Origin of the sequence: Mycobacterium colombiense (genome assembly GCF_001953985.1) — a bacterium.
Taxonomy (GTDB): Bacteria; Actinomycetota; Actinomycetes; order Mycobacteriales; family Mycobacteriaceae; genus Mycobacterium; species Mycobacterium colombiense_B.
In genome coordinates this window covers 109330-129869 of record NZ_MBEI01000061.1, presented here as the reverse complement: position 1 = coordinate 129869, position 20540 = coordinate 109330, and the positions used below count along the sequence as shown (strand labels likewise).

The following is a 20540-nucleotide window of genomic DNA, read 5'->3' as shown; positions in this document are numbered from 1 at the left end:
GAAAGACCCAGTCATCAGTAGCTTCGGGGCAGGCCCAGCGATGTCTGCGCGACGAAGTTCAGCACCATCTCGCGGCTGACCGGGGCGATGCGGCCCAGCCGGGCCGAGGTGAGCATCGCGGCCACGCCGTACTCCTTGGTCAGCCCGTTGCCGCCCATCGACTGCACCGCCTGGTCCACCGACCGCGTGGCCGCCTCGGCCGCAGCGTATTTCGCCATGTTCGCGGCCTCGGCCGCGCCCATGTCGTTGCCCGAGTCGTACAGGGTGGCGGCCTTCTGCAGCATCAGCTTGGCCAGCTCGACCTCGATGTGGCACTGCGCCAACGGATGTGACAGGCCCTGGTGCGCGCCGATCGGCGTGCCCCACACCTGGCGGGTCTTGACGTAGTCGGCGGCCTTGTTGAGGGCGAACCGTCCCATCCCAACGGAGCTCGCCGCGCCCATGATGCGTTCGGGGTTGAGCCCGGCGAAAAGCTGTGCGATGGCGGCGTCTTCGGCGCCGACCAGCGCGTCGCTGGGCAGCCGAACGTCGTCGAGGAAGACCTGGAACTGGCGTTCGGGGCTGATCAGTTCCATTTCGATTGGCGTGTAGGTGAATCCGGGCGCGTCGGTGGGCACCACGAACAGGGCGGGGCGCAGCTTGCCGGTCTTGGCCTCTTCGGTGCGGGCCACCACGAGCACCGCCTGCGCCTGGTCGATGCCGGAGATGTAGACCTTCTGGCCCTTGAGGATCCAGTCGCTGCCGTCGCGGCGGGCGGTGGTGGTGATCTTGTGCGAGTTGGAGCCGGCGTCGGGCTCGGTGATGGCGAACGCCATCGTCAGCGTGCCGTCGGCGATGCCCGGGATCCAGCGCTTCTTCTGCTCCTCGGTGCCGAACTTGCTGATGATGGTGCCGTTGATGGCGGGCGAGACCACCATCAGTAGTAGCGCGCTACCCGCGGCCGCCATCTCCTCCATGACCAGCGAGAGCTCGTACATTCCGGCGCCGCCACCGCCGTACTCCTCGGGCAGGTTGACCCCGAGGAAGCCGAGTTTGCCTGCCTCGGACCACAGTTCGTCGGTGTGCTCGTGGGCACGGGCCTTGCGCAGGTAGTACTCGCTGCCGTAGTTGGCTGCCCACGCTGCCACCGATTTGCGTAGGGCCTGACGCTCCTCGCTCTCGATGAAGCTGGTGTCGGTCATGCTTGATCCCCTTCTGATTGCGGCGCTTCCACTCTTGCCAGCACGGCGCCGACTTCGACTTGCTGACCGGTCTTGACGTTGAGTTCGGCGAGTACCCCGTCAACCGGGGCGGCGATGGTGTGTTCCATCTTCATGGCTTCCAACCAGATCAGTGGCTGGCCGGCGGTGACGGTGTCGCCGATCGCGGCACCGAGCCGGATGACGCTGCCGGGCATGGGTGCCACCAGCGAGCCCTTTTCGACGGTCGAGCCGGGCTCGGGAAAACGCGGCAGCGCAATCAGGTGCACGGGTCCGCGTGCGGAATCGACGTAGACGTCGGAATCGCCCGTACGGTAGCGCCGCACCGAGAAGCTGTGGTCGACGCCGTGGGCCCGCAGCACGACGTCATCGGCGGTGGCCGACACCAGGTGCACCGAGGGGTCATCCGGGAGTGCCAATCCGGTTCTGCTGAACCGGTATTGAACCCGATGCTCGTCACCCTGGTCGTCGCGATAGTCCTTGACCTGGTGACCCGACGCCAGATTGCGCCAGCCGCTGGGAACGGCACCCAACACCGGGGCGACGGCGCGGTTGTGTGCGGCGTCGGCGAGCGCGGCCGCGATGGCGGACAGGCGCACCACCGCGGCGTCGCCGAGCGGCGCCGCCAGCCGCGCCAGGTCGTGGGAATCGAAAAACGCGGTGTCGGTGGCACCGTCGAGGAACGCCGGATGCCGCAGCACGTTCACCAGCAGATCGCGGTTGGTGCGCACCCCGTGCACGCGGGCGCGGGCCAGCGCGTCGGCGAGGACCAGCGCCGCCTGCCGGCGCGTCGGGGCGTAGGAGATGACCTTGGCCAGCATCGGGTCGTAGTGGATCGACACGGCAAACCCGTCGACGATGCCGGAATCCAGCCGGATCCCGGTCCGGTGCCCCAGCGAGCTGAACTCGGTCCGGACCGACGGCACACCGAACGCGTGCACCAGGCCGGCCTGCGGCTGCCAGTTCTTGGCCGGGTCCTCGGCGTACAGCCGCGCCTCGATCGAATGTCCTTGGGCGGCGGGCGGTTGCCCGTCGAGACGCTCGCCGTCGGCGACGGCGAGCTGCAGTTCGACGAGGTCGAGCCCAGTGGTCTCCTCGGTAACGGGGTGTTCGACCTGCAGCCGGGTGTTCATCTCCAGGAAGTAGAACTCGCCGTCGTCGTCGGCCAGGAACTCCACCGTCCCGGCTCCGGTGTACCCGATGGCTTCCGCGGCCAGCCTTGCCGCGTCGAACAGCTTGGCGCGCATGCCGGGTGTGCGCTCCACCAGCGGCGAGGGGGCCTCCTCGATGATCTTCTGGTGGCGGCGCTGAATCGAGCATTCGCGTTCACCGACCGCCCACACGGTGCCGTGGGTGTCGGCCATGACCTGAACCTCGATGTGGTGCCCGGTGGGCAGATAGCGTTCGCAGAACACGGTCGGGTCACCGAAGGCGGACTGCGCCTCGCGGCTCGCCGCGGCGACTTCGTCTGCTAGAGCTGACAATTCGCGGACCACCCGCATGCCGCGGCCACCGCCGCCGGCGGAGGCCTTGACCAGCACCGGCAGCTGCGCCTCGGTGACGGTATCGGGGTCGAGCTCATCGAGCACGGGCACGCCGGCCGCGGCCATCATCTTCTTGGACTCGATCTTGGAGCCCATCGCGCGCACCGCATCCACCGGCGGGCCAACCCACGTCAGCCCCGCGTCCTGGACGGCGGCGGCGAATTCGGCGTTCTCCGAGAGGAATCCGTAGCCCGGGTGTATCGCGTCGGCGCCCGCGGCGCGGGCGGCCGCGATGATGGCCGCGGCGTTGAGGTAGTCGTTGGTCTTGTCCAGCCGCACCCGGGCATCAGCCTCGGCGACGTGCGGCGCGCCGGAGTCGGGATCGGTGTAGACGGCGACGGTGCCCAGGCCGAGCCGGCGGCAGGTGGCGAACACCCGCCGGGCGATCTCGCCCCGGTTGGCGACCAGAACTCGAGTAATCATGGGGCTCACATCCGGAAGACGCCGAAGTTCGACGTCCCCTTGATCGGGCCATTCGCGATGGCGGACAGACACATTCCCAATACCGTGCGGGTATCGCGTGGGTCGATCACCCCGTCGTCGTAGAGCATCCCGGACAACACCAGCGGCAGCGACTCGGCTTCGATCTGGCCCTCGACCGCGGCCCGCATCGCCGCGTCGGCCTCCTCGTCGACCTGCTGGCCGCGCGCCTCGGCGGCCGCGCGGGCGACGATCGACAACACGCCCGACAGCTGGGCGCCACCCATTACCGCGGACTTCGAGGTCGGCCACGCGAAGAGGAACCGCGGATCGTAGGCGCGGCCGCACATGCCGTAGTGGCCCGCGCCGTAGGACGCGCCGATCAGCAGGGAGATGTGCGGGACGGTCGAATTGGACACGGCATTGATCATCATCGAGCCGTGCTTGATCATCCCGCCCTCTTCGTAATCCTTGCCCACCATGTAGCCGGTGGTGTTGTGCAAGAACAACAGTGGCGTGTTGGAGCGGTTGGCCAGCTGGATGAACTGGGTGGCCTTCTGGGACTCCTCGCTGAACAGCACGCCGCGCGCGTTGGCCAGGATGCCGATCGGATAGCCGTGTAACTGGGCCCAGCCCGTCACCAACGAGGACCCGTACAGCGGCTTGAATTCGTCGAATTCGGAGCCGTCGACGATCCGGGCGATCACTTCCCGCGGATCGAACGGGATGCGCAGATCCGCGGGCACGATGCCGATGAGTTCCTCGGTGTCGAACAGCGGCGCGGTGACCGGTTTGGGCTTCGGCCCCTGCTTGACCCAGTTCAGCCGGGCGACGACGCGGCGGCCGATCCGGATCGCGTCGAGTTCGTCGACGGCGAAGTAGTCGGCCAAACCCGAGACCCGGGCGTGCATTTCGGCGCCGCCGAGCGATTCGTCGTCGGATTCCTCACCGGTGGCCATCTTCACCAGTGGGGGACCCGCGAGGAAGACCTTGGAACGTTCCTTGATCATCACCACGTGGTCGGACATGCCCGGGACGTAGGCACCGCCCGCGGTGGAGTTGCCGAATACCAGTGCGATGGTGGGGATCCCGGCCGCCGACAGCCGGGTCAGGTCGCGGAACATCCGCCCGCCCGGAATGAAGATCTCCTTCTGCGTGGGCAGGTCGGCGCCGCCGGATTCCACCAGGGAGATGACCGGTAGCCGGTTCTCGAACGCGATCTGGTTGGCCCGCAGGATCTTCTTCAGGGTCCACGGGTTGCTGGTGCCGCCTTTGACCGTCGGGTCGTTGGCGACGATCATGCATTCCACGCCTTCGACCACGCCGATGCCGGTGACCGTGCTGGCGCCGACCTTGAAGGCGCTGCCCCAGGCGGCCAACGGACTGAGCTCCAGGAACGGCGAGTCCTGGTCGACGAGCAGTTCGATGCGTTCGCGCGCCGTCAGCTTGCCGCGGTCATGATGGCGCTCAACGTATTTGGCCCCGCCGCCGGCCAGCGCATTGGCCAGCTCGGTGTCGATCTCCTCGAGTTTCGTGATCGCCGCCGCCGCCGCGTCGGTGAAGACGGGGGCCTCAGAGTCGAGGGTGGACTGCAGCACGGTCATGATTGGAATCCCAGCAGTTTGGCGGACAGCGCGGTGAGGATCTCGGTGGTTCCCCCGCCGATGCCCAGGATCCTCATGTCCCGGTATTGGCGTTCCACCTCGGATTCGGCCATATAGCCCATGCCGCCGAACAGCTGGACGGCTTGGTTGGCCACCCATTCGCCGGCCTCGACGGCGGTGTTCTTGGCGAAACACACCTGCGGAATCAGGTTGGTCTCGCCGGCGAGCTGGCGCTCCACCACGCTGCGCGAGTAGACCCGGGCGACGTCGATGCGACGGGCCATCTCGGCCAACGTGTTCTGCACCGACTGCCGCGATATCAATGGGCGGCCAAACGTTTCGCGGTCGCGACACCACTGCACCGTCAGGTCCAGGCACCGCTGGGCGCTCGAATACGCCTGTGCGGCAAGGCCGATGCGTTCGGAGACGAAGGCCTGCGCGATCTGGGCGAAGCCACTGTTTTCGGCGCCGACCAGGTTGGTCACCGGCACGCGGACGTCGGTATAGGACAACTCGGCGGTATCCGAGGACCGCCAGCCCATCTTGTCCAGCTTGCGGGTCACCTCGAAGCCCGGCGTGCCCTTCTCGACCACCAGCAGCGAAACCCCGCCCGCGCCGGCACCCCCGGTGCGCACCGCGGTGACCACGTAGTCGGCGCGGACCCCGGAGGTGATGTACGTCTTGGCGCCGTTGACGACGTAGTGGTCACCGTCGCGCTCAGCCGAGGTCCTCAGATGCCCGACGTCGGAACCGCCGCCGGGTTCGGTGATGGCCAGCGAGCCGATCATCTCGCCGGCCAGTGTCGGGCGGACGAACTCCTCGATCAGCCGCTGATCGCCCGAAGCGATCATGTGCGGCACCGCGATGCCGCAGGTGAACAGCGACGCGAACACGCCGCCCGGCGCTCCGGCCTGATGCATCTCCTCGCAGATGATCACCGCGTCGGCGCCGTCGCCGCCACCGCCGCCGACCGATTCGGGGAAGCCCGCTCCCAGCAGCCCGGCGGCCCCGGCGCTGCGGTGCAATTCGCGCGGCAGGTCACCGGTGCGCTCCCACTCGTCGACGTGGGGCAGGATCTCGCGTTCTGCGAACGAGCGCACCGTCTTTCGCAGCTGTTCGCGTTCGGGCGTGTTCCAGATACTCATAACAGACTCTCCGGGATGTCGAGGTAGCGGCCGCGAAGCCATTCGCCAAGCCCCTTGGCCTGGGGATCGAATCGAGCCTGGTAGGCGACGCCCTGGCCGAGGATGCCGTCGATGACGAAGTTGACCGCCCGCAGATTCGGCAGCAGGTGGCGGGTGACGTCGAAGTCCGCCGCCTCGGGCAGCAGCTCCTCGAGCAGCTCGACGGTCAAAGTGTTGGCCAGCCATCGCCATTGCTCGTCGGTGCGCACCCACACCCCGACGTTCGCCGAGCCGCCCTTGTCGCCGCTGCGCGCCCCGGCGATGCTGCCCAGCGGCACCCGCCGGGTCGGGCCGGCCGGCAGCGGCTCCGGCAGCGGCGGCGTGGCGGCCGGGGATAGCTCCAAAGTCTCTGTGGCGCAGGGAATGTCGACGCGGGATCCGTCGGCGTGTACCGCGACGTGCGGCACCTGATCGGCCGCGACATATCCCGGGGTGAACACCCCGTACACCTGGCCGTCGCCCGGCGGCGCCGTCACGTGAAATCCCGGATAGCTGGCCAACGCCAATTCGACGGCGGCGGAGGAAAATTGGCGCCCGACATTGGCAGGATCGGGGTCGCGCACGACGCAGTGCAGCAGGGCGCTGGCGGCCTCTTCGGTGTCGGCGTCGGGGTGGTCGGTGCGGGCCAGCGACCACTGCAGCTCGGCGGGCTTGACGGTGAGCGCGGCGTCGAGTTGCCGGCGCACCAGGTCGGCCTTGGCCTCGATGTCCAGCCCGGTCAACACGAAGGTCATCGAATTGCGGAACCCGCCGATGCTGTTCATCGACACCTTGTAGGTGGGTGGCGGGGCTTCGCCGCGTACCCCGCTGATGCGCACCCGGTCGGGCCCGTCGGACGACAGCTCGACGCTGTCCATCCGGGCGGTGACGTCGGGATTGGCGTAGCGCGCCCCGGTGATCTCGTAGAGCAGTTGCGCGGTGACGGTATCGACGCTGACCAGGCCGCCGGTGCCCGGGTGTTTGGTGATCACCGAGGATCCGTCGGCGCTGACCTCGGCCAGCGGGAAACCGGCGTGGGTGAGATCGCCGACCTCGGTGAAGAACGAGTAGTTGCCGCCGGTGGCCTGCACCCCGCACTCGATGACGTGGCCGGCGACCACGGCGCCGGCGAGCCGGTCGTAGTCGATGCGTTCCCACCCGAAGTGCGCGGCGGCGGCCCCGACGATCACCGACGCGTCGGTGACGCGGCCGGTGACCACCACGTCGGCGCCGTCCTCGAGGCAGTCGACGATGCCCCAGGCCCCCAGGTACGCGTTCGCGGTCAGCGGGCTGCCCAGGCCGAGTTCGGCCGCACGCGACAACAGGTCGTCGCCCTCCACGTGGGCGATCCGGGCGTCGATGCCTAGCCGCTCGGCCAGCGCGCGTATCGCGTCGGCCAGCCCGGCCGGGTTGAGGCCGCCGGCGTTGGCGACGATGCGGACCCCACGGTCGCGGGCCTCGCCCAGGCAGTCCTCGAGCTGGGCCAGAAACGTCTTGGCATAGCCGCGCTCGGGGTGTTTCATCCGGTCGCGGCCCAGGATCAGCATGGTGAGTTCGGCCAGGTAGTCGCCGGTGAGGTAGTCGACGTCGCCGCCGGTGAGCATCTCGCGCATGGCCGACAGCCGGTCGCCATAGAACCCCGAACAGTTCGCGATCCGGACGGCGCCGGAACTGCCCAAGGCGCCGGAAGCGCCGGAAGCAGGGGCCATGCCTGTCCTCCATTCGGGGATTCACCGGTTCGGACCAACCAACCAACCGGTAGGTTAGCGGGTACCGGCGGTGTCACGTCAAGGATCCCACTTCGGAACGGGGTGGCCGCGGCGCGCCCGGCGGGCAGGGGATCGGCGCGCGGGCGTCCATTTTGGCCATAGGCGGACCAGCGACTATCCTGATGTGCGATCGTCGCCCGTTCGGCCCACCGGCCACGCCGCGCGACATGCCGGAACTGCAAGTCCCACATTGAGGAGTTAGGCCCGACCATGGCCGTACCCAAGCGCAGAATGTCGCGCGCGAACACCCGTAGCCGGCGCGCGCAGTGGAAGGCCGAGAAGACCGAACTCGTCGGTGTGACGGTCGCAGGTCAGCGGCACAAGGTGCCCCGGCGGCTGCTCAAGGCGGCCCGCCTCGGTCTGATCGACCTCGACCGCCGCTAGGCCTGATGGCGGCGGCCCGCTGCGCCCGGCTTCGCCGCGCTTGCGCCCGCCGCTAGGCCCCTCCCGGCGCGCCTCTCAGGTCAGTCTCAGGCGGTGGGACGAAACTAGGGTCCGTGCGAATACTGGTCGTTGACGACGATCGCGCCGTGCGCGAGTCGCTGCGTAGGTCGTTGTCCTTCAACGGCTACTCCGTTGAGTTGGCCCATGACGGGGTCGAAGCCCTCGAAATGATCGCGAACGAGCGGCCCGATGCCCTCGTCCTGGATGTGATGATGCCGCGCCTGGACGGCCTCGAGGTGTGCCGTCAGCTCCGCAGCACCGGTGACGACCTGCCCATCCTGGTGCTCACCGCGCGCGATTCGGTGTCGGAGCGGGTCGCCGGCCTGGACGCCGGCGCCGACGACTACCTGCCGAAGCCGTTCGCCCTGGAAGAGCTGTTGGCCCGGATGCGCGCGCTGCTGCGTCGCACCAAGCCGGAGGACGAGGACGCCGATTCGGTGGCGATGACGTTCTCCGACCTGACGCTGGACCCGGTCACCCGCGAGGTCACCCGCGGACAGCGCCGGATCAGCCTGACCCGCACCGAATTCGCGCTGCTGGAGATGCTGATCGCCAATCCGCGCCGGGTGCTCACCCGCAGCCGCATCCTCGAGGAGGTCTGGGGATTCGACTTCCCCACCTCGGGCAACGCGCTCGAGGTCTACGTGGGCTATCTGCGGCGCAAGACCGAAGCCGATGGTGAGCCGCGGCTGATCCACACCGTGCGCGGTGTGGGTTACGTCCTTCGGGAGACGCCCCCGTGACGATGCGGGTCCCGCGATGATCCGGTTCCCCCGGCCTCAACGTCCACCGATGCGCCCACCGTTGCGCGCAACGCCATCCCTGTCGTTGCGGTGGCGGGTGATGCTGCTGGCCATGTCGATGGTGGCCATGGTCGTCGTGTTGATGGCCTTCGCCGTCTACGCGGTGATCTCGGCCGCGCTGTACAGCGACATCGACAATCAGTTACAGAGCCGGGCGCAACTGCTGATCGCCAGCGGTTCACTGGCCGCCGACCCGGGCAAGGCGATCGAGGGCACCGCGTATTCCGACGTCAACGCGATGCTGGTGAACCCGGGCCACGCGATCTATACCGCCCAGCAGCCGGGTCAGACCCTGCCGGTCGGCTCGCCGGAAAAAGCGGTCATCCACGGTGACTTGTTCATGTCGCGGCGCACCGCCGGCGATCAGCGAATCCTCGCGGTGCACCTGCAGAACGGCACCTCGTTGCTGATCTCCAAGAGCCTCAAGCCCACCGAGGCGGTGATGAACCGGCTGCGCTGGGTGCTGCTGATCGTCGGCGGTGTGGGTGTGGCGGTCGCCGCGGTCGCGGGCGGCATGGTCACCCGGGCCGGGCTGCGCCCGGTGGCGCGGCTGACCGAGGCGGCCGAGCGGGTGGCGCGCACCGACGACCTGAGACCCATTCCCGTGTTCGGTAGCGACGAATTGGCGAGGCTCACCGAGTCGTTCAACCTGATGCTGCGCGCGCTCGCCGAGTCCCGGGAGCGGCAGGCGCGGCTGGTCACCGACGCCGGGCACGAACTGCGCACGCCGCTGACGTCGCTGCGGACCAATGTCGAGCTGCTGATGGCCGCGATGGAGCCGGGGGCGCCGCGCCTGCCCGAGCAGGAGATGGTCGACCTACGCACCGATGTCATCGCGCAGATCGAGGAATTGTCAACGCTGGTAGGCGATTTGGTGGACCTCACCCGCGATGACGCCGGCCAGGTGGTGCACGAACAAGTCGACATGTCCGAGGTCATCGATCGCAGCCTGGAGCGAGTCAGGCGGCGGCGCAACGACATTCAGTTCGACGTCGATGTGACGCCGTGGCAGATGTACGGCGACGCCGCCGGGTTGTCGCGCGCGGTCCTGAACCTGCTCGACAACGCCGCCAAGTGGAGCCCGCCCGGCGGGCACGTCGGCGTCACGATGCGCCAGCTCGACCCGTCGCACGCGGAACTGGTGATAGCCGACCACGGCCCCGGCATCCCGCCCCAGGAGCGCCGCCTGGTGTTCGAGCGGTTCTACCGCTCGATGACCGCACGCGCGATGCCGGGTTCCGGACTTGGGCTGGCGATCGTCAAAAAGGTCGTGCTCAACCACGGGGGGATGCTGCGCGTCGAGGACACCGTTCCGGGCGGCCAGCCCCCGGGGACGTCCTTCTATGTGCTGCTGCCCGGCCGGCCCTTGCCCGCCTCGACGTATTCCACTGCGGCCGGCGAGCCGCAAACCGACCAGGTAGACGCGGCGACTGACCACGCTAAAGCGGCGGCGGCCGACGAGGCGAACTCTCGGGAATCGGCGAACGTTATCTCAGTGGACTCTCAGTCCGCGCGGGCAAGGTAGGTCTGCGGCTACTGTTGAACCCAGCCGTCGACTTGCCGAAACACTGAGATAGAGGAAGAGCGACTTAGCGACATGACGAATGACCCGAGGTATTCGCCACCGCCGCAGCAGCCGGGATACCCCCCCGCGCCGAATCAGCCTGCGCACGTCCCGAGCCATGCGGGGTCCTCCGGCTACGCCCCGGGACAACAGCAGCCGTACAACCAGCAATATGACTGGCGCTATCGGTCGCAGCCCTCGTCAACGCCGACCACGCAGTTCCGTCCGCCCTACGAGCCCTTCAGCAACACCGGGCCGGGTCGGATCCCCGGCGGAACCGGCGCGGGCCCGATCCCGGGAGGCACCGGCACGGGTCCGATGCCCGGCATGCTGCCCGGAATGCCTGTCCCACCGGAACCCCAAAAACGTTCTCGCACAGGCCTGTTGGTCGTCGGCGCAGTAGCCATCGCGGTGGTGTCGGCCGGTATCGGCGGTGCCGCGGCGACGGCGGTCGAGCTCGGCACGCACGCGACCGGGAACGGCGGCGGGCGGGTCATCGGCGCGGCGCCCAGCGTCCCGGCCGCGAACATGCCGCCTGGCAGCGTCGAGGGGGTCGCCTCGAAGGTGGTGCCCAGCGTCGTGATGCTCGAGACGGACATCGGGCGTCAGTCCGAAGAGGGCTCCGGCATCGTCCTGTCCACCGACGGGCTCATCCTGACGAACAACCACGTGGTCGCCGCCGCGGCGGGACCGCCCAAGGGGCCCGGCGGCGCTCCGGGCGCTCCGCCCTCGGCTCCCGCGCCTCCCGGCATCCCGGGTGGTCCGGGCGGCGCCGGTGCCGGCGCCCCGACGGCCAAGACGACGGTGACCTTCTCTGACGGTCGCACCTCACCGTTCACGGTGGTCGGCGCGGACCCCACCAGCGATATCGCGGTGATTCGGGTGCAGGGCATGTCCGGGCTCACGCCCATCTCGCTGGGTTCCTCGTCGGACCTTCGCGTCGGCCAGCCGGTCGTCGCGATCGGGTCGCCGTTGGGTCTGTCGGGCACGGTGACCACCGGCATCGTCAGCGCGCTGAACCGGCCGGTGTCGACCACCGGTGAGTCGGGCAACCAGAACACGGTGCTGGACGCGATTCAGACCGACGCAGCGATCAACCCCGGTAACTCCGGTGGCGCGCTGGTCAACATGAACGGCCAGCTGGTGGGCGTCAACTCGGCCATCGCCACGCTGGGCGCCGACTCGCCGGATGCCCAGAGCGGTTCGATCGGCCTGGGCTTCGCGATTCCGGTCGATCAGGCCAAGCGCATCGCCGATGAGCTGATCGCCACCGGCAAGGCGTCTCACGCCTCGCTCGGCGTGCAGGTGACCAACGACAAGGGCACCCCCGGCGCCAAGGTCGTCGATGTCGTCGCGGGCGGCGCGGCGGCATCCGCGGGCGTACCCAAGAACGTGGTCGTCACCAAGGTCGACGACCGGCCGATCAACAGCGCCGACGCGCTGGTCGCGGCGGTGCGATCCAAGGCGCCCGGCGACAAGATCTCGCTGACGTTCCAGGATCCCGCTGGTGGCGGCAGCCGGACATTGCCAGTCACCCTCGGGAAGGCGGATCAGTAGTGAAGGTGGACGAACCCTCGGCGACGGGATTGTCTGAGCTCGGATATACGGTTGCCCCCATGGAAACGGGTGCGGAATTGGTAGTTGGCCGGGCTTTGGTTGTGGTGGTCGACGATCGCACCGCTCACGGGGACGAGGACCACAGCGGTCCGCTGGTGACCGAGCTGCTGACCGAGGCGGGATTCGTCGTCGACGGTGTGGTCGCGGTCGCCGCTGACGAGATCGAGATCCGCAACGCGCTGAACACCGCGGTGATCGGCGGGGTGGACCTGGTCGTCTCGGTCGGCGGGACGGGCGTCACGCCGCGCGACGTCACTCCGGAGGCCACCCGCGAGATCCTGGATCGCGAAATCCTCGGTATCGCAGAGGCTATCCGCGGTTCGGGCCTGTCGGCGGGCATCATCGATGCGGGATTGTCACGCGGTCTGGCCGGGGTGTCCGGCAGCACGCTGGTGGTCAACCTGGCCGGTTCCCGCTACGCCGTGCGCGACGGGATGGCGACGCTGAATCCGTTGGCGGCCCAGATCATCGGGCAGCTGTCGAGCCTGGAGATTTAAGCTCCGCCGCTAGCCCAGCCGGTGACGTCGGCGAGGGTTATTTCGATTCGGCTTCCGCGCGGGGACCGTGCTCCGGCGGCGGCGTGGTGCTCACGCCACCGTGCCTGCCCGACGAGTCGCCGTTGGTCTGGGCGAGCAGGTCGCGGATCTCCTTGAGCAAGACGACCTGCGCGTCGTCGGCCGGCTCGACTTCACCGCGCTTGCGCAGTGTGGTGTACGGCAGCACGACCAGGAAGTACACCACCGCGGCGATAATCACGAAGTTGATGGCGGCCGACAGAACGTTGTTGAGATCGATGGCTTGACCGCCCCCGATACCGATCCGCAGGATGCCGAAATTGGACTGCTGATTGACGCCGACGCGGTTGATCAGCGGTTTGATGATGTTGTCGGTGAACTGCGTGACCAGGGCGGTGAAAGCGGTACCGATGACCACCGCGGTGGACAGGTCGATGATGTTGCCCCGCGAGAGAAACTCCTTGAACCCTTTGAGCATTGGGGATGGCCTTTCTGGGACTGGACAGAGTTAGCTGTCGACTCGCAGACCAACAACAGCCAGGCACTCAGTGCAGGGTGAGCGTCACGGTCTGGCCCAGCGCCGACCCTGCCACCGTGTTCGCCACACGAGCCGGCAGCGCAACCAACACTACGCGGTCGCCGTCGGCGGCCTGCATCTTTTCTTTGGCCGACACCAGCACTACGACGGCGTCGGTGGCCAGCACCTTGGGCGCCGCGTGGGAGTTGTCCGGCGCACCGCTGGCCGGCGCGGCCAGCACGTCGACCACGTCACCGACCCGGACGAGGTCGATCAGGGCGGCGTCGGCCAAATGCAGCGGCACGATGCGGGCGCCCGGCCCGGCCGTCGACTCCGCCAACCGGCTGCTCAGTAACCGGACGTCGGTGAGCACCTCACCACGCCGGGTCGGGCCGGCCAGCGTCGAACCCACCACCGCGCCCAGGTCGGCTCGTGCCCCGTCGGGAATGGTTGCCGCCAAACGCTTTTCGAGCCGTACATCGGCGGGAGTCAACGCGGCGCCGGGATGCAGGTCATGGTCGGCTACCACGACTTGCGCATAGTCACCGGAGGGGTTGGACCGCAGCGTCGCGATCCCGGCCAGCACCACCAGCCCGCCCGCGGCGACGCGGCGCGCCAGCACGGTGCGAGTCCAGTCCGGGCGCAACCACAGCGATACCCGGCTCAATAGGCTTGGGTTCAGCGATGATTCGCCCACGCGGCAACGTTAGGCGTTACCCGGCGCTCGGGCTCACGCCCGGCAAGGCCGGTGTGGATAACCGTCAGTTGGTCGCGGCGGCGGTGGATGCGGTGGTGCTGCTCGACTTGTCGCTCGAGCTGCTGCTCGACTTGTCGCTGGGGCTCGAGCCGTTGGACCCCGAGTCGCTCGACGAGGAGCCGTTGCTCGAACTCGACGACTTCTTCCCGGAGTCGCGGCTGTCGGTGCGGTAGAAGCCGCTGCCCTTGAACACGACGCCGACGGAGTTAAAGCGCTTGCGCAGCCGGCCGGCGCAGTGTTTGCACGTGGTCAGCGCGTCGTCGGTGAAGGCCTGCACGATGTCGAAGCGATCGTCGCACTCGGTGCACTGATAGCTGTAAGTCGGCACAAAAACCTCCGGATGATTGCAATCTGGTTAGCACTCTAGCGTCTCAAGTGCTAGAACCGCCACGTGACATGACTCATTCCCATCAGCGCCCATCGAGATCGATCAATCCCTGTCGCGGCGTGAGCGCATGGGTCATCGGAATGTCGTGCGGATCGGCCGGTACTTCGTCGAGCACTTCGGCGTCGCGGACGACCGCGATCAGCCGCGCGGCCGGGTCGCGGCCGCCCAGCGAGCGGTCGTAGAAACCCCGGCCCCGGCCCAACCGCGCGCCGCGGCGGTCGACGGCCAGGGCCGGCACCAGCACCACGCCGGCTTGCGCCAGGGCGGATGACGGCAGCCACGGCTGCGGTGGTTCGAGCAGCCCCCACCGCCCGGTGGTCAGCGTGCCGGGCCGGTATTCGCCCCAGGACAGCGGCAGCGGCGTGTTGTCGGCCGCAGTGCGCGCAACCGGCAGAAGCACTCGCTCGGTGCGCCGCAGCAACATGTCGAGCATCTCGATGGACCCCGGCTCGGTGCCCACCGGCACGTAGGCGCAGATCGTGCTGTCGCTGGTCACAATGCTTTCCAGGGCCTCCAGCCGCTCGCACAGCTGCCGCGCCTCGGTGGCGCGTACGTCGTCGGCAACGTGGCGCCGGGCGGCACGCAGCTGTTCGCGCAACGCGGCTTTGCTGGTGGTCGCCATCCGTTAACCATGACAGCCCGGTCTTTGCCCGCGCCACATCGACTCGGCGAGGCGGATGCGGGTTATCGTGTGAACAATGTCAAGCCCAAACGTGGTGGTGCCACGCACAGCAGTCGTGCCCGCCGCGGGTCTCGGTACCCGCTTCTTGCCGGCGACCAAAACGGTCCCCAAGGAGCTGTTGCCGGTTGTCGATACGCCGGGCATAGAGCTGGTGGCCGCCGAGGCGGCCGAGGCCGGTGCCGAGCGCCTGGTGATCATCACCTCGGAGGGCAAGGACGGCGTCGTCGCGCACTTCGTCGAAGACCTGGTGCTGGAAAGCACGCTAGAGGAGCGCGGTAAGACGGCGATGCTGGACAAGGTCCGCCGCGCGCCGCAGCTGATCAAGGTCGAATCCGTCGTGCAGAGCGAGCCGCTGGGCCTGGGGCACGCGATCGGCTGCGTGGAGTCGCGGCTGGCCGACGACGAGGACGCCATCGCGGTGTTGCTGCCCGACGACCTGGTGCTGCCGACCGGCGTGCTGGGCACGATGTCGAAGGTGCGCGCGCACTACGGCGGCACGGTGCTGTGCGCCATCGAGGTGACGCCCGCAGAGGTCAGCGCCTACGGCGTTTTCGACGTCGAACCGATTCCCGACGACGACAATCCCGACGTGCTCAAGGTCAACGGCATGGTCGAGAAGCCTCGGGCCGAGGACGCGCCGTCGCCGTTCGCCGCGGCCGGCCGTTACGTGCTCGACCGCGCCATCTTCGATGCGCTGCGCCGCATCGAGCGTGGGGCCGGCGGCGAAGTACAGCTCACCGACGGCATCGCGTTGCTGATCGCGGAGGGCCACCCGGTGCATGTGGTCGTGCATCGCGGATCTCGACACGACTTGGGAAATCCTGGCGGCTACCTCAAGGCTGCGGTTGACTTTGCATTGGATCGTGACGACTACGGCCCGGATTTGCGGCAGTGGTTGGTGGCGCGATTAGGTCTGGCCGAGCAGTAGCCGGGCGCTGACCCGGCCGGCGGACGACGGCGGCCCGGCGGAACGCGTAGCGGTCCCGGGCGGGGATGCCCCGCCTGCGCAGTGAGCGGGTCGCCCCATGCGCGGCCCGAAGGCAGAGAGGCGCGCTGTGCGTTCGGTGGAAGAGCAGCAGGCCCGGATCACCGCCGCCGCGGTGGCCCCGCGGCCCATACGTGTGGCGATCGCCGAGGCGCAGGGATTGCTGTGCGCCGAAGAAGTGGTGACCGAGCGCCCGATGCCCGGCTTCGACCAGGCCGCGATCGATGGCTATGCGGTGCGCAGCGTCGACGTCCTCGGTGTCGGCGAGGTGGGCAGCGAGGGTCTGCCAGGGCCGTTCGAGGAATCGGGCGAGGGCGACGGGCGCGAGGGCCTGGTGCTGCCGGTGATGGGGATGGTCGAGGCGGGGTCGCGCACCCCGAGCCGGTTGCAGCCGCGACAGGCCGTGCGCGTGCAGACCGGGGCGCCGCTGCCGACCCTGGCCGACGCGGTCCTGCCGTTGCGCTGGACCGACGGTGGGACGCAGCGGGTGCGGATTCTGCGCGGCGCCCCGTCGGGCGCCTATGTGCGCCGCGCCGGCGACGACGTCCAGCCCGGCGACGTCGCGGTGCGGTCCGGGACGGTGATCGGTGCGGCGCAGGTCGGGCTGCTGGCCGCGGTCGGCCGCGAGCGGGTGCTGGTGCACCCGCGGCCCCGGGTGACGATCATGGCGCTGGGCGGCGAACTGGTCGACATCTCGCGCACCCCGGGCAACGGGCAGGTCTACGACGTCAACTCCTATGCGCTGGCCGCGGCGGCCCGCGATGCCGGCGCGGAGGTCAACCGCGTCGGGATCGTCAGCGGCGGGCCCCGCGAGCTCCGCGAGATCGTCGAGGGCCAGATCAATCGCGCCGAGGTGATCGTGATCGCCGGCGCGGTCGGGGGCGCCGCGGCAGAGGCGGTGCGCCAGGTGCTCGCCGAGCTCGGCGAGATAGAGGTGGTGCGCGTCGGCATGCACCCGGGATCCATCCAGGGTTTCGGGCAGCTGGGCCGCGAGGGCGTGCCGACCTTCCTGCTGCCGGCCAACCCGGTGAGCGCACTGGTGGTCTTCGAGGTGATGGTCCGGCCGTTGATCCGGTTGTCGCTGGGCAAGCGTCAGCCGATGCGTCGCATCGTGCAGGCGCGCACGCTGTCGCCCATCACGTCGGTGGCCGGACGCAAGGGCTTCCTGCGCGGCCAGCTGATGCGCGACCAGGAGAGCGGGGAGTATCTGGTCCAGGCGCTCGGCGGCGGCCCGGGCGCCTCGTCGCACCTGCTGGCCACCCTCGCCGAGGCGAACTGTCTGGTCGTGGTGCCCAGCGGCGCCGAGCAGATCCGCACCGGCGAGATCGTCGACGTCGCCTTCCTGGCTCAGCGCGGCTGAGCGAAAAGACTGCACACACGGTGAACCTGTTGCGCGCCAATTCCCGTCATCCAGGGTGGCCCATGAGCGTTGGGCCACTGCGGGTTCCGGGCGGCGTCGTGCGCTTGCGGGCGGTGCGGCTGCGCGATGGCGCGCAGTGGAGTCGGATCCGGCTGACCGATCGTGCGCATCTCGAACCGTGGGAGCCCAGCTCCGAGGGCGATTGGACGACCCGTCATGCGGTGGCGGCCTGGCCTGCGCTGTGTTCCGGTCTGCGCGCCGAGGCGCGACAGGGGCGGATGCTGCCCTACGTCATCGAGCTCGACGGCCACTTCTGCGGCCAGCTGACCATCGGCAATGTCACCCACGGCGCGTTGCGGTCGGCGTGGATCGGTTACTGGGTGCCGCGATCGGCCACCGGCGGCGGCGTGGCCACCGCGGCGCTGGCGCTGGGGCTGGATCACTGTTTCGGCCCGGTGATGTTGCACCGGGTCGAGGCCACCGTGCGCCCGGAGAATGCCGCGAGCCGGGCCGTGCTGGCCAAAGTCGGCTTCCGCCAGGAGGGCCTACTGCAGCGCTACCTGGAAGTCGACAGGGCGTGGCGCGACCACCTGCTGATGGCCATCACCGTGGAAGAGGTGGACGGATCGGTGGCATCGGCCCTGGTCCGCGCCGGTAACGCCAGCTGGGTGTGACGGCTTTTCGCAAGAGGCGGGGATTTCGCCGTCCCGTGCGGGAGTCTCCGACGGCTCGCGGGGGAGTCCGAATCGTTGCCATTCTGGGACTGGCGCGACACGAGTGACTCGTGGTGCTTGTGAGAGGCAAATTACAGGTGTGTAATTGTCCTGGTCAGTACGACCCGGCCGCGTTGGCCACCAATGGGCTTCGCGGGGGATGGACACCGAAGAGAGCAGGTCATCATGCCAAGCATCCCGCAGTCTTTGTTGTGGATATCGCTCGTGGTGCTGTGGCTGTTCGTCTTGGTGCCGATGCTCGTCAGCAAGCGCGATGCGGTGCGGCGCACCAGCGACGTGGCTTTGGCGACCCGGGTGCTCAACGGTGGTGGCAACTCCCGGCTGATCAAGCGCAGCGGTCCGGCCGCCGGGCATCGCAGCGATCCCAACTGGACACCGCCGGAAGAGCCTGCCGACACCGACCTCGACGAGGAGCGCGACTTCTCCGAGGATGAAGACCGCGACCACGAGGCGGACGACGACGCCGACACCGACGAGCTGAGCCGCCGGCGCCCGGTCGTGATGAGGATGGCCGTCGCCGAGCCCGCCGAGCCCGACTACCTCGACGTCGATGTGGTCGAGGATTCCCACGTACTTCCGGTGGGGGCCAACGCGTCTGCGGCCGAGCCGGAGACGGCCGACATCGAGCCGATCGAACAGGACGAGGCCGACACCGAGGCCGTCGCTAAACGCGACGAGACCGAGGACGAAGACAGCTACGAGTACGTCGAGGACTCGTCCGGTCTGGAGCCCGCCGCCGAGGCCGACGACGTCGACGAGGAGGCGCCGGCGCCGATGCCGCGCAACGCCTCGAGGCGGCGCAGGTTCGACAACAAGACCGCCGCCGCGGTCAGCGCCCGCAAGTACGCCTTCCGCAAGAAGGTCCTGATGGTGATGGCGGTCGTCCTGATCGGCTCGGCCACCGCGGCCTTCAAGATCTCGCCGACCGCCTGGTGGGTGTGCGGCACGGCCACCGCGATCACCCTGATGTACCTGGGTTACCTGCGGCGCCAGACGCGCATCGAGGAGAAGGTGCGCAACCGCCGGATGAAGCGGATGGCGCGGGCGCGGATGGGCGTCGAGAACGCCTACGACCGCGACTACGACGTGGTCCCGTCGCGGCTGCGACGCCCCGGCGCGGTGGTCCTGGAGATCGACGACGAGGACCCCGTCTTCGAGCACCTGGACTACGCGATGGCCATGCGGACCTTCGGCTGGCCGCGGGACTTGCCCCGCGCCGTCGGCGAATAGTCCCGGCAGTTCGGTAGTTGGTGCCGCGGCTGGTAGCCTGCTAGCGGTCAGGGGCTATGGCGCAGTTGGTAGCGCGACTCGTTCGCATCGAGTAGGTCAGGGGTTCGATTCCCCTTAGCTCCACCACGTTTGAGCAGTTCAGGGTGCATGTGCGAATTTGGCGCAGCGAATGCACGCCAGCGGAGAACCGGCCGGCTCAATCGCTGGCGCTGTGGGCGTCAGTAGGGCGATGTTGTACCGCGCCTTGGCAGAAGCTGGTTCTTCGTAAGCCATTCGTCGATGTGACTCATGGTTATAGGCAGGCAATTCCCGGAGAAGATCATGTGGTCGGATTTCGGTATGTGGACGACGTCAGCGTGCTGATACTGAGCCCCTGTCTGACGCAAGACTCCTGCGGGCACGATCAAGTCGCACTCGCCTCCTATCACTAGTACCGGCGTGTTCACTGAAGTGGCGTTTACATAGGTTGCCCTGGAAAGCTTGAGGACCGCGAGGAGCATCTCGCATTGCGCTCGCCCGGATTCGCAGACCAGGCCGTCATATATCTCGCGTGCGGTCACTTCCGATTGCGTGTTGGCCACCCATTGCCGGAATCGCTCGAACGAGGGAGGAGGCACCGGCTTTGCCCACGGCCGTAATCGTAAGAACCAGGGCATCGACATGCGCCTATTCGCAGGAGTCGAACCGGCGATGCCCGCCGCCGGAGCGGGACATGCGGCTATTAACCCGGTGTGGCGTGTGCGCGCAGCGACCAGTTGCGCAAGTAGGCCGCCCATCGAGTGGCCGACTAATAGCGGTGGTGCTTCGAGCGAACCGACGAATTCCACCAGGTCGTCAACGTAGTCCCGCAGGCTTAAGGACGCGATCTTGGCGGCGCCCTGGTGGATCGGCAATTCGTGATGGCGCAGCGTCGGAGTGTGCGCCGTATAGCCGCGTTCGTTGAAGGCAGCGCGGACCGCGGCTAGCTGTTCTCCGCGCGACCAGTTGCCGTGAATGAGGACAACATGCGGGTCATCAGGCATGCCCAAAGAATGGCACTAGCTGACAACGCATTGTCGCGATTTCTGCTCATGTCGGGGTGGGGCTGGCCCGCGGCGCCTCGAACGGCCCAGCGCCACTTCTCTCCGTCCTCCCGTCGGCAGTGCGTCCGCAGCAGCTCCAGCAGTCGTCCGCTGAACCATCCGCTCGCCCGTCGATGCGTCGAACGCATCGAGGCTCTGGTGGTCGGCCGCCTCAGCACATAAA

Annotated in this window: 19 protein-coding genes and 1 tRNA gene; 10 read left to right on the top strand and 10 right to left on the bottom strand. The window is 68.4% G+C overall.

The features are described 5' to 3' along the window. Window positions 1-14: 14 nt before the first annotated feature. From A5732_RS19960 to A5732_RS19940, 5 genes are read right to left on the bottom strand one after another with little or no spacing between them, the layout of a single operon-like run. A complete protein-coding gene (locus A5732_RS19960; RefSeq protein WP_064953227.1) occupies window positions 15-1181 on the bottom strand; it encodes an acyl-CoA dehydrogenase family protein in 1167 nt (388 codons plus the stop codon). Beyond that, the gene (locus A5732_RS19955; protein ID WP_076051256.1) at window positions 1178-3166 is read right to left on the bottom strand and encodes an acetyl/propionyl/methylcrotonyl-CoA carboxylase subunit alpha; all 1989 of its coding nucleotides are present in this window, start codon (window positions 3164-3166) and stop codon (window positions 1178-1180) included. Before A5732_RS19955 ends, A5732_RS19960 begins: the two co-directional genes overlap by 4 nt. Window positions 3167-3171: 5 nt before the next feature. Then, on the bottom strand, window positions 3172-4761 hold the full coding sequence (locus A5732_RS19950) for an acyl-CoA carboxylase subunit beta (RefSeq protein WP_142248542.1): 1590 nt from the start codon (window positions 4759-4761) through the stop codon (window positions 3172-3174). Between the two features lie 2 nt (window positions 4762-4763). Further along, window positions 4764-5912 carry an acyl-CoA dehydrogenase family protein gene (locus tag A5732_RS19945; RefSeq protein WP_076051254.1) on the bottom strand — a complete coding sequence of 383 codons (1149 nt, stop codon included), beginning with the start codon at window positions 5910-5912 and terminating at the stop codon, window positions 4764-4766. After that, entirely contained in the window at window positions 5909-7639 is a 1731-nt protein-coding gene (locus A5732_RS19940) for an acyclic terpene utilization AtuA family protein (protein WP_076103095.1), read from the bottom strand. The genes A5732_RS19945 and A5732_RS19940 overlap by 4 nt, the downstream gene beginning before the upstream one ends. 270 nt (window positions 7640-7909) lie before the next feature. Between A5732_RS19940 and rpmF the strand changes: the two genes are divergently transcribed. The 5 genes from rpmF to A5732_RS19910 all read left to right on the top strand — a co-directional run bounded on the left by rpmF (window position 7910) and on the right by A5732_RS19910 (window position 12624). Next, window positions 7910-8083 carry a 50S ribosomal protein L32 gene (gene rpmF / locus A5732_RS19935; RefSeq protein WP_003872812.1) on the top strand — a complete coding sequence of 58 codons (174 nt, stop codon included), beginning with the start codon at window positions 7910-7912 and terminating at the stop codon, window positions 8081-8083. Between the two features lie 113 nt (window positions 8084-8196). After that, window positions 8197-8886: a two-component system response regulator MprA gene (gene mprA, locus A5732_RS19930; protein WP_064953222.1), complete on the top strand. Its 690-nt coding sequence runs from the start codon at window positions 8197-8199 to the stop codon at window positions 8884-8886. A gap of 16 nt (window positions 8887-8902) precedes the next feature. Continuing rightward, window positions 8903-10471, top strand: coding sequence for a HAMP domain-containing sensor histidine kinase (locus A5732_RS19925; RefSeq protein ID WP_076051252.1), 1569 nt, complete (start codon window positions 8903-8905; stop codon window positions 10469-10471). Between the two features lie 72 nt (window positions 10472-10543). Continuing rightward, a complete protein-coding gene (locus A5732_RS19915) occupies window positions 10544-12067 on the top strand; it encodes a S1C family serine protease (RefSeq protein ID WP_076051251.1) in 1524 nt (507 codons plus the stop codon). Window positions 12068-12126: 59 nt separating this feature from the next. Continuing rightward, window positions 12127-12624 (top strand): MogA/MoaB family molybdenum cofactor biosynthesis protein, encoded by a 498-nt coding sequence (locus A5732_RS19910; RefSeq protein ID WP_044487196.1) that lies wholly within the window; start codon window positions 12127-12129, stop codon window positions 12622-12624. Between the two features lie 37 nt (window positions 12625-12661). On the opposite strand, the gene mscL is transcribed toward A5732_RS19910, so the two are convergent. The 4 genes from mscL to A5732_RS19890 form a co-directional block, all read right to left on the bottom strand. Beyond that, window positions 12662-13120, bottom strand: coding sequence for a large-conductance mechanosensitive channel protein MscL (mscL, locus tag A5732_RS19905; protein ID WP_076051250.1), 459 nt, complete (start codon window positions 13118-13120; stop codon window positions 12662-12664). A 67-nt stretch (window positions 13121-13187) separates the two neighbouring features. Continuing rightward, entirely contained in the window at window positions 13188-13856 is a 669-nt protein-coding gene (locus A5732_RS19900; protein WP_076051249.1) for an SAF domain-containing protein, read from the bottom strand. 64 nt (window positions 13857-13920) lie between these two features. Then, the gene (locus tag A5732_RS19895; RefSeq protein ID WP_076051248.1) at window positions 13921-14244 is read right to left on the bottom strand and encodes an FmdB family zinc ribbon protein; all 324 of its coding nucleotides are present in this window, start codon (window positions 14242-14244) and stop codon (window positions 13921-13923) included. An 82-nt stretch (window positions 14245-14326) separates the two neighbouring features. Continuing rightward, a complete protein-coding gene (locus A5732_RS19890) occupies window positions 14327-14926 on the bottom strand; it encodes a 5-formyltetrahydrofolate cyclo-ligase (protein WP_076103094.1) in 600 nt (199 codons plus the stop codon). 76 nt (window positions 14927-15002) lie between these two features. Here A5732_RS19890 and A5732_RS19885 point away from each other — a divergent pair, with 76 nt between their 5' ends. The 5 genes from A5732_RS19885 (at window position 15003) to A5732_RS19865 (ending at window position 19421) form a co-directional block, all read left to right on the top strand. Next, the gene (locus A5732_RS19885; protein WP_076051246.1) at window positions 15003-15914 is read left to right on the top strand and encodes a UTP--glucose-1-phosphate uridylyltransferase; all 912 of its coding nucleotides are present in this window, start codon (window positions 15003-15005) and stop codon (window positions 15912-15914) included. A 127-nt stretch (window positions 15915-16041) separates the two neighbouring features. Beyond that, on the top strand, window positions 16042-17331 hold the full coding sequence (gene glp, locus A5732_RS19880) for a molybdotransferase-like divisome protein Glp (RefSeq protein ID WP_076051245.1): 1290 nt from the start codon (window positions 16042-16044) through the stop codon (window positions 17329-17331). A gap of 20 nt (window positions 17332-17351) precedes the next feature. After that, window positions 17352-18005: a GNAT family N-acetyltransferase gene (locus A5732_RS19875; RefSeq protein ID WP_178413064.1), complete on the top strand. Its 654-nt coding sequence runs from the start codon at window positions 17352-17354 to the stop codon at window positions 18003-18005. 225 nt (window positions 18006-18230) lie between these two features. Continuing rightward, a complete protein-coding gene (gene sepX, locus A5732_RS19870; protein ID WP_076103120.1) occupies window positions 18231-19295 on the top strand; it encodes a divisome protein SepX/GlpR in 1065 nt (354 codons plus the stop codon). 50 nt (window positions 19296-19345) lie between these two features. Next, a tRNA-Ala gene (locus A5732_RS19865) sits at window positions 19346-19421 on the top strand. Window positions 19422-19513: 92 nt separating this feature from the next. Here A5732_RS19865 and A5732_RS19855 read toward each other — a convergent pair. Then, the gene (locus A5732_RS19855; RefSeq protein WP_076103093.1) at window positions 19514-20317 is read right to left on the bottom strand and encodes an alpha/beta hydrolase; all 804 of its coding nucleotides are present in this window, start codon (window positions 20315-20317) and stop codon (window positions 19514-19516) included. Window positions 20318-20540: the final 223 nt, after the last annotated feature.

What these genes read in the sequence shown, in the direction of transcription:
- A5732_RS19960 (WP_064953227.1), bottom strand. Translation starts at nt 1,181, where the DNA reads ATGACCGACACCAGCTTCATCGAGAGCGAGGAGCGTCAGGCCCTACGC.
- A5732_RS19955 (WP_076051256.1), bottom strand. Translation starts at nt 3,166, where the DNA reads ATGATTACTCGAGTTCTGGTCGCCAACCGGGGCGAGATCGCCCGGCGG.
- A5732_RS19945 (WP_076051254.1), bottom strand. Translation starts at nt 5,912, where the DNA reads ATGAGTATCTGGAACACGCCCGAACGCGAACAGCTGCGAAAGACGGTG.
- A5732_RS19940 (WP_076103095.1), bottom strand. Translation starts at nt 7,639, where the DNA reads ATGGCCCCTGCTTCCGGCGCTTCCGGCGCCTTGGGCAGTTCCGGCGCC.
- rpmF (WP_003872812.1), top strand. Translation starts at nt 7,910, where the DNA reads ATGGCCGTACCCAAGCGCAGAATGTCGCGCGCGAACACCCGTAGCCGG.
- A5732_RS19925 (WP_076051252.1), top strand. Translation starts at nt 8,903, where the DNA reads ATGATCCGGTTCCCCCGGCCTCAACGTCCACCGATGCGCCCACCGTTG.
- A5732_RS19915 (WP_076051251.1), top strand. Translation starts at nt 10,544, where the DNA reads ATGACGAATGACCCGAGGTATTCGCCACCGCCGCAGCAGCCGGGATAC.
- A5732_RS19910 (WP_044487196.1), top strand. Translation starts at nt 12,127, where the DNA reads ATGGAAACGGGTGCGGAATTGGTAGTTGGCCGGGCTTTGGTTGTGGTG.
- mscL (WP_076051250.1), bottom strand. Translation starts at nt 13,120, where the DNA reads ATGCTCAAAGGGTTCAAGGAGTTTCTCTCGCGGGGCAACATCATCGAC.
- A5732_RS19890 (WP_076103094.1), bottom strand. Translation starts at nt 14,926, where the DNA reads ATGGCGACCACCAGCAAAGCCGCGTTGCGCGAACAGCTGCGTGCCGCC.
- A5732_RS19885 (WP_076051246.1), top strand. Translation starts at nt 15,003, where the DNA reads ATGTCAAGCCCAAACGTGGTGGTGCCACGCACAGCAGTCGTGCCCGCC.
- sepX (WP_076103120.1), top strand. Translation starts at nt 18,231, where the DNA reads ATGCCAAGCATCCCGCAGTCTTTGTTGTGGATATCGCTCGTGGTGCTG.
- A5732_RS19855 (WP_076103093.1), bottom strand. Translation starts at nt 20,317, where the DNA reads ATGCCTGATGACCCGCATGTTGTCCTCATTCACGGCAACTGGTCGCGC.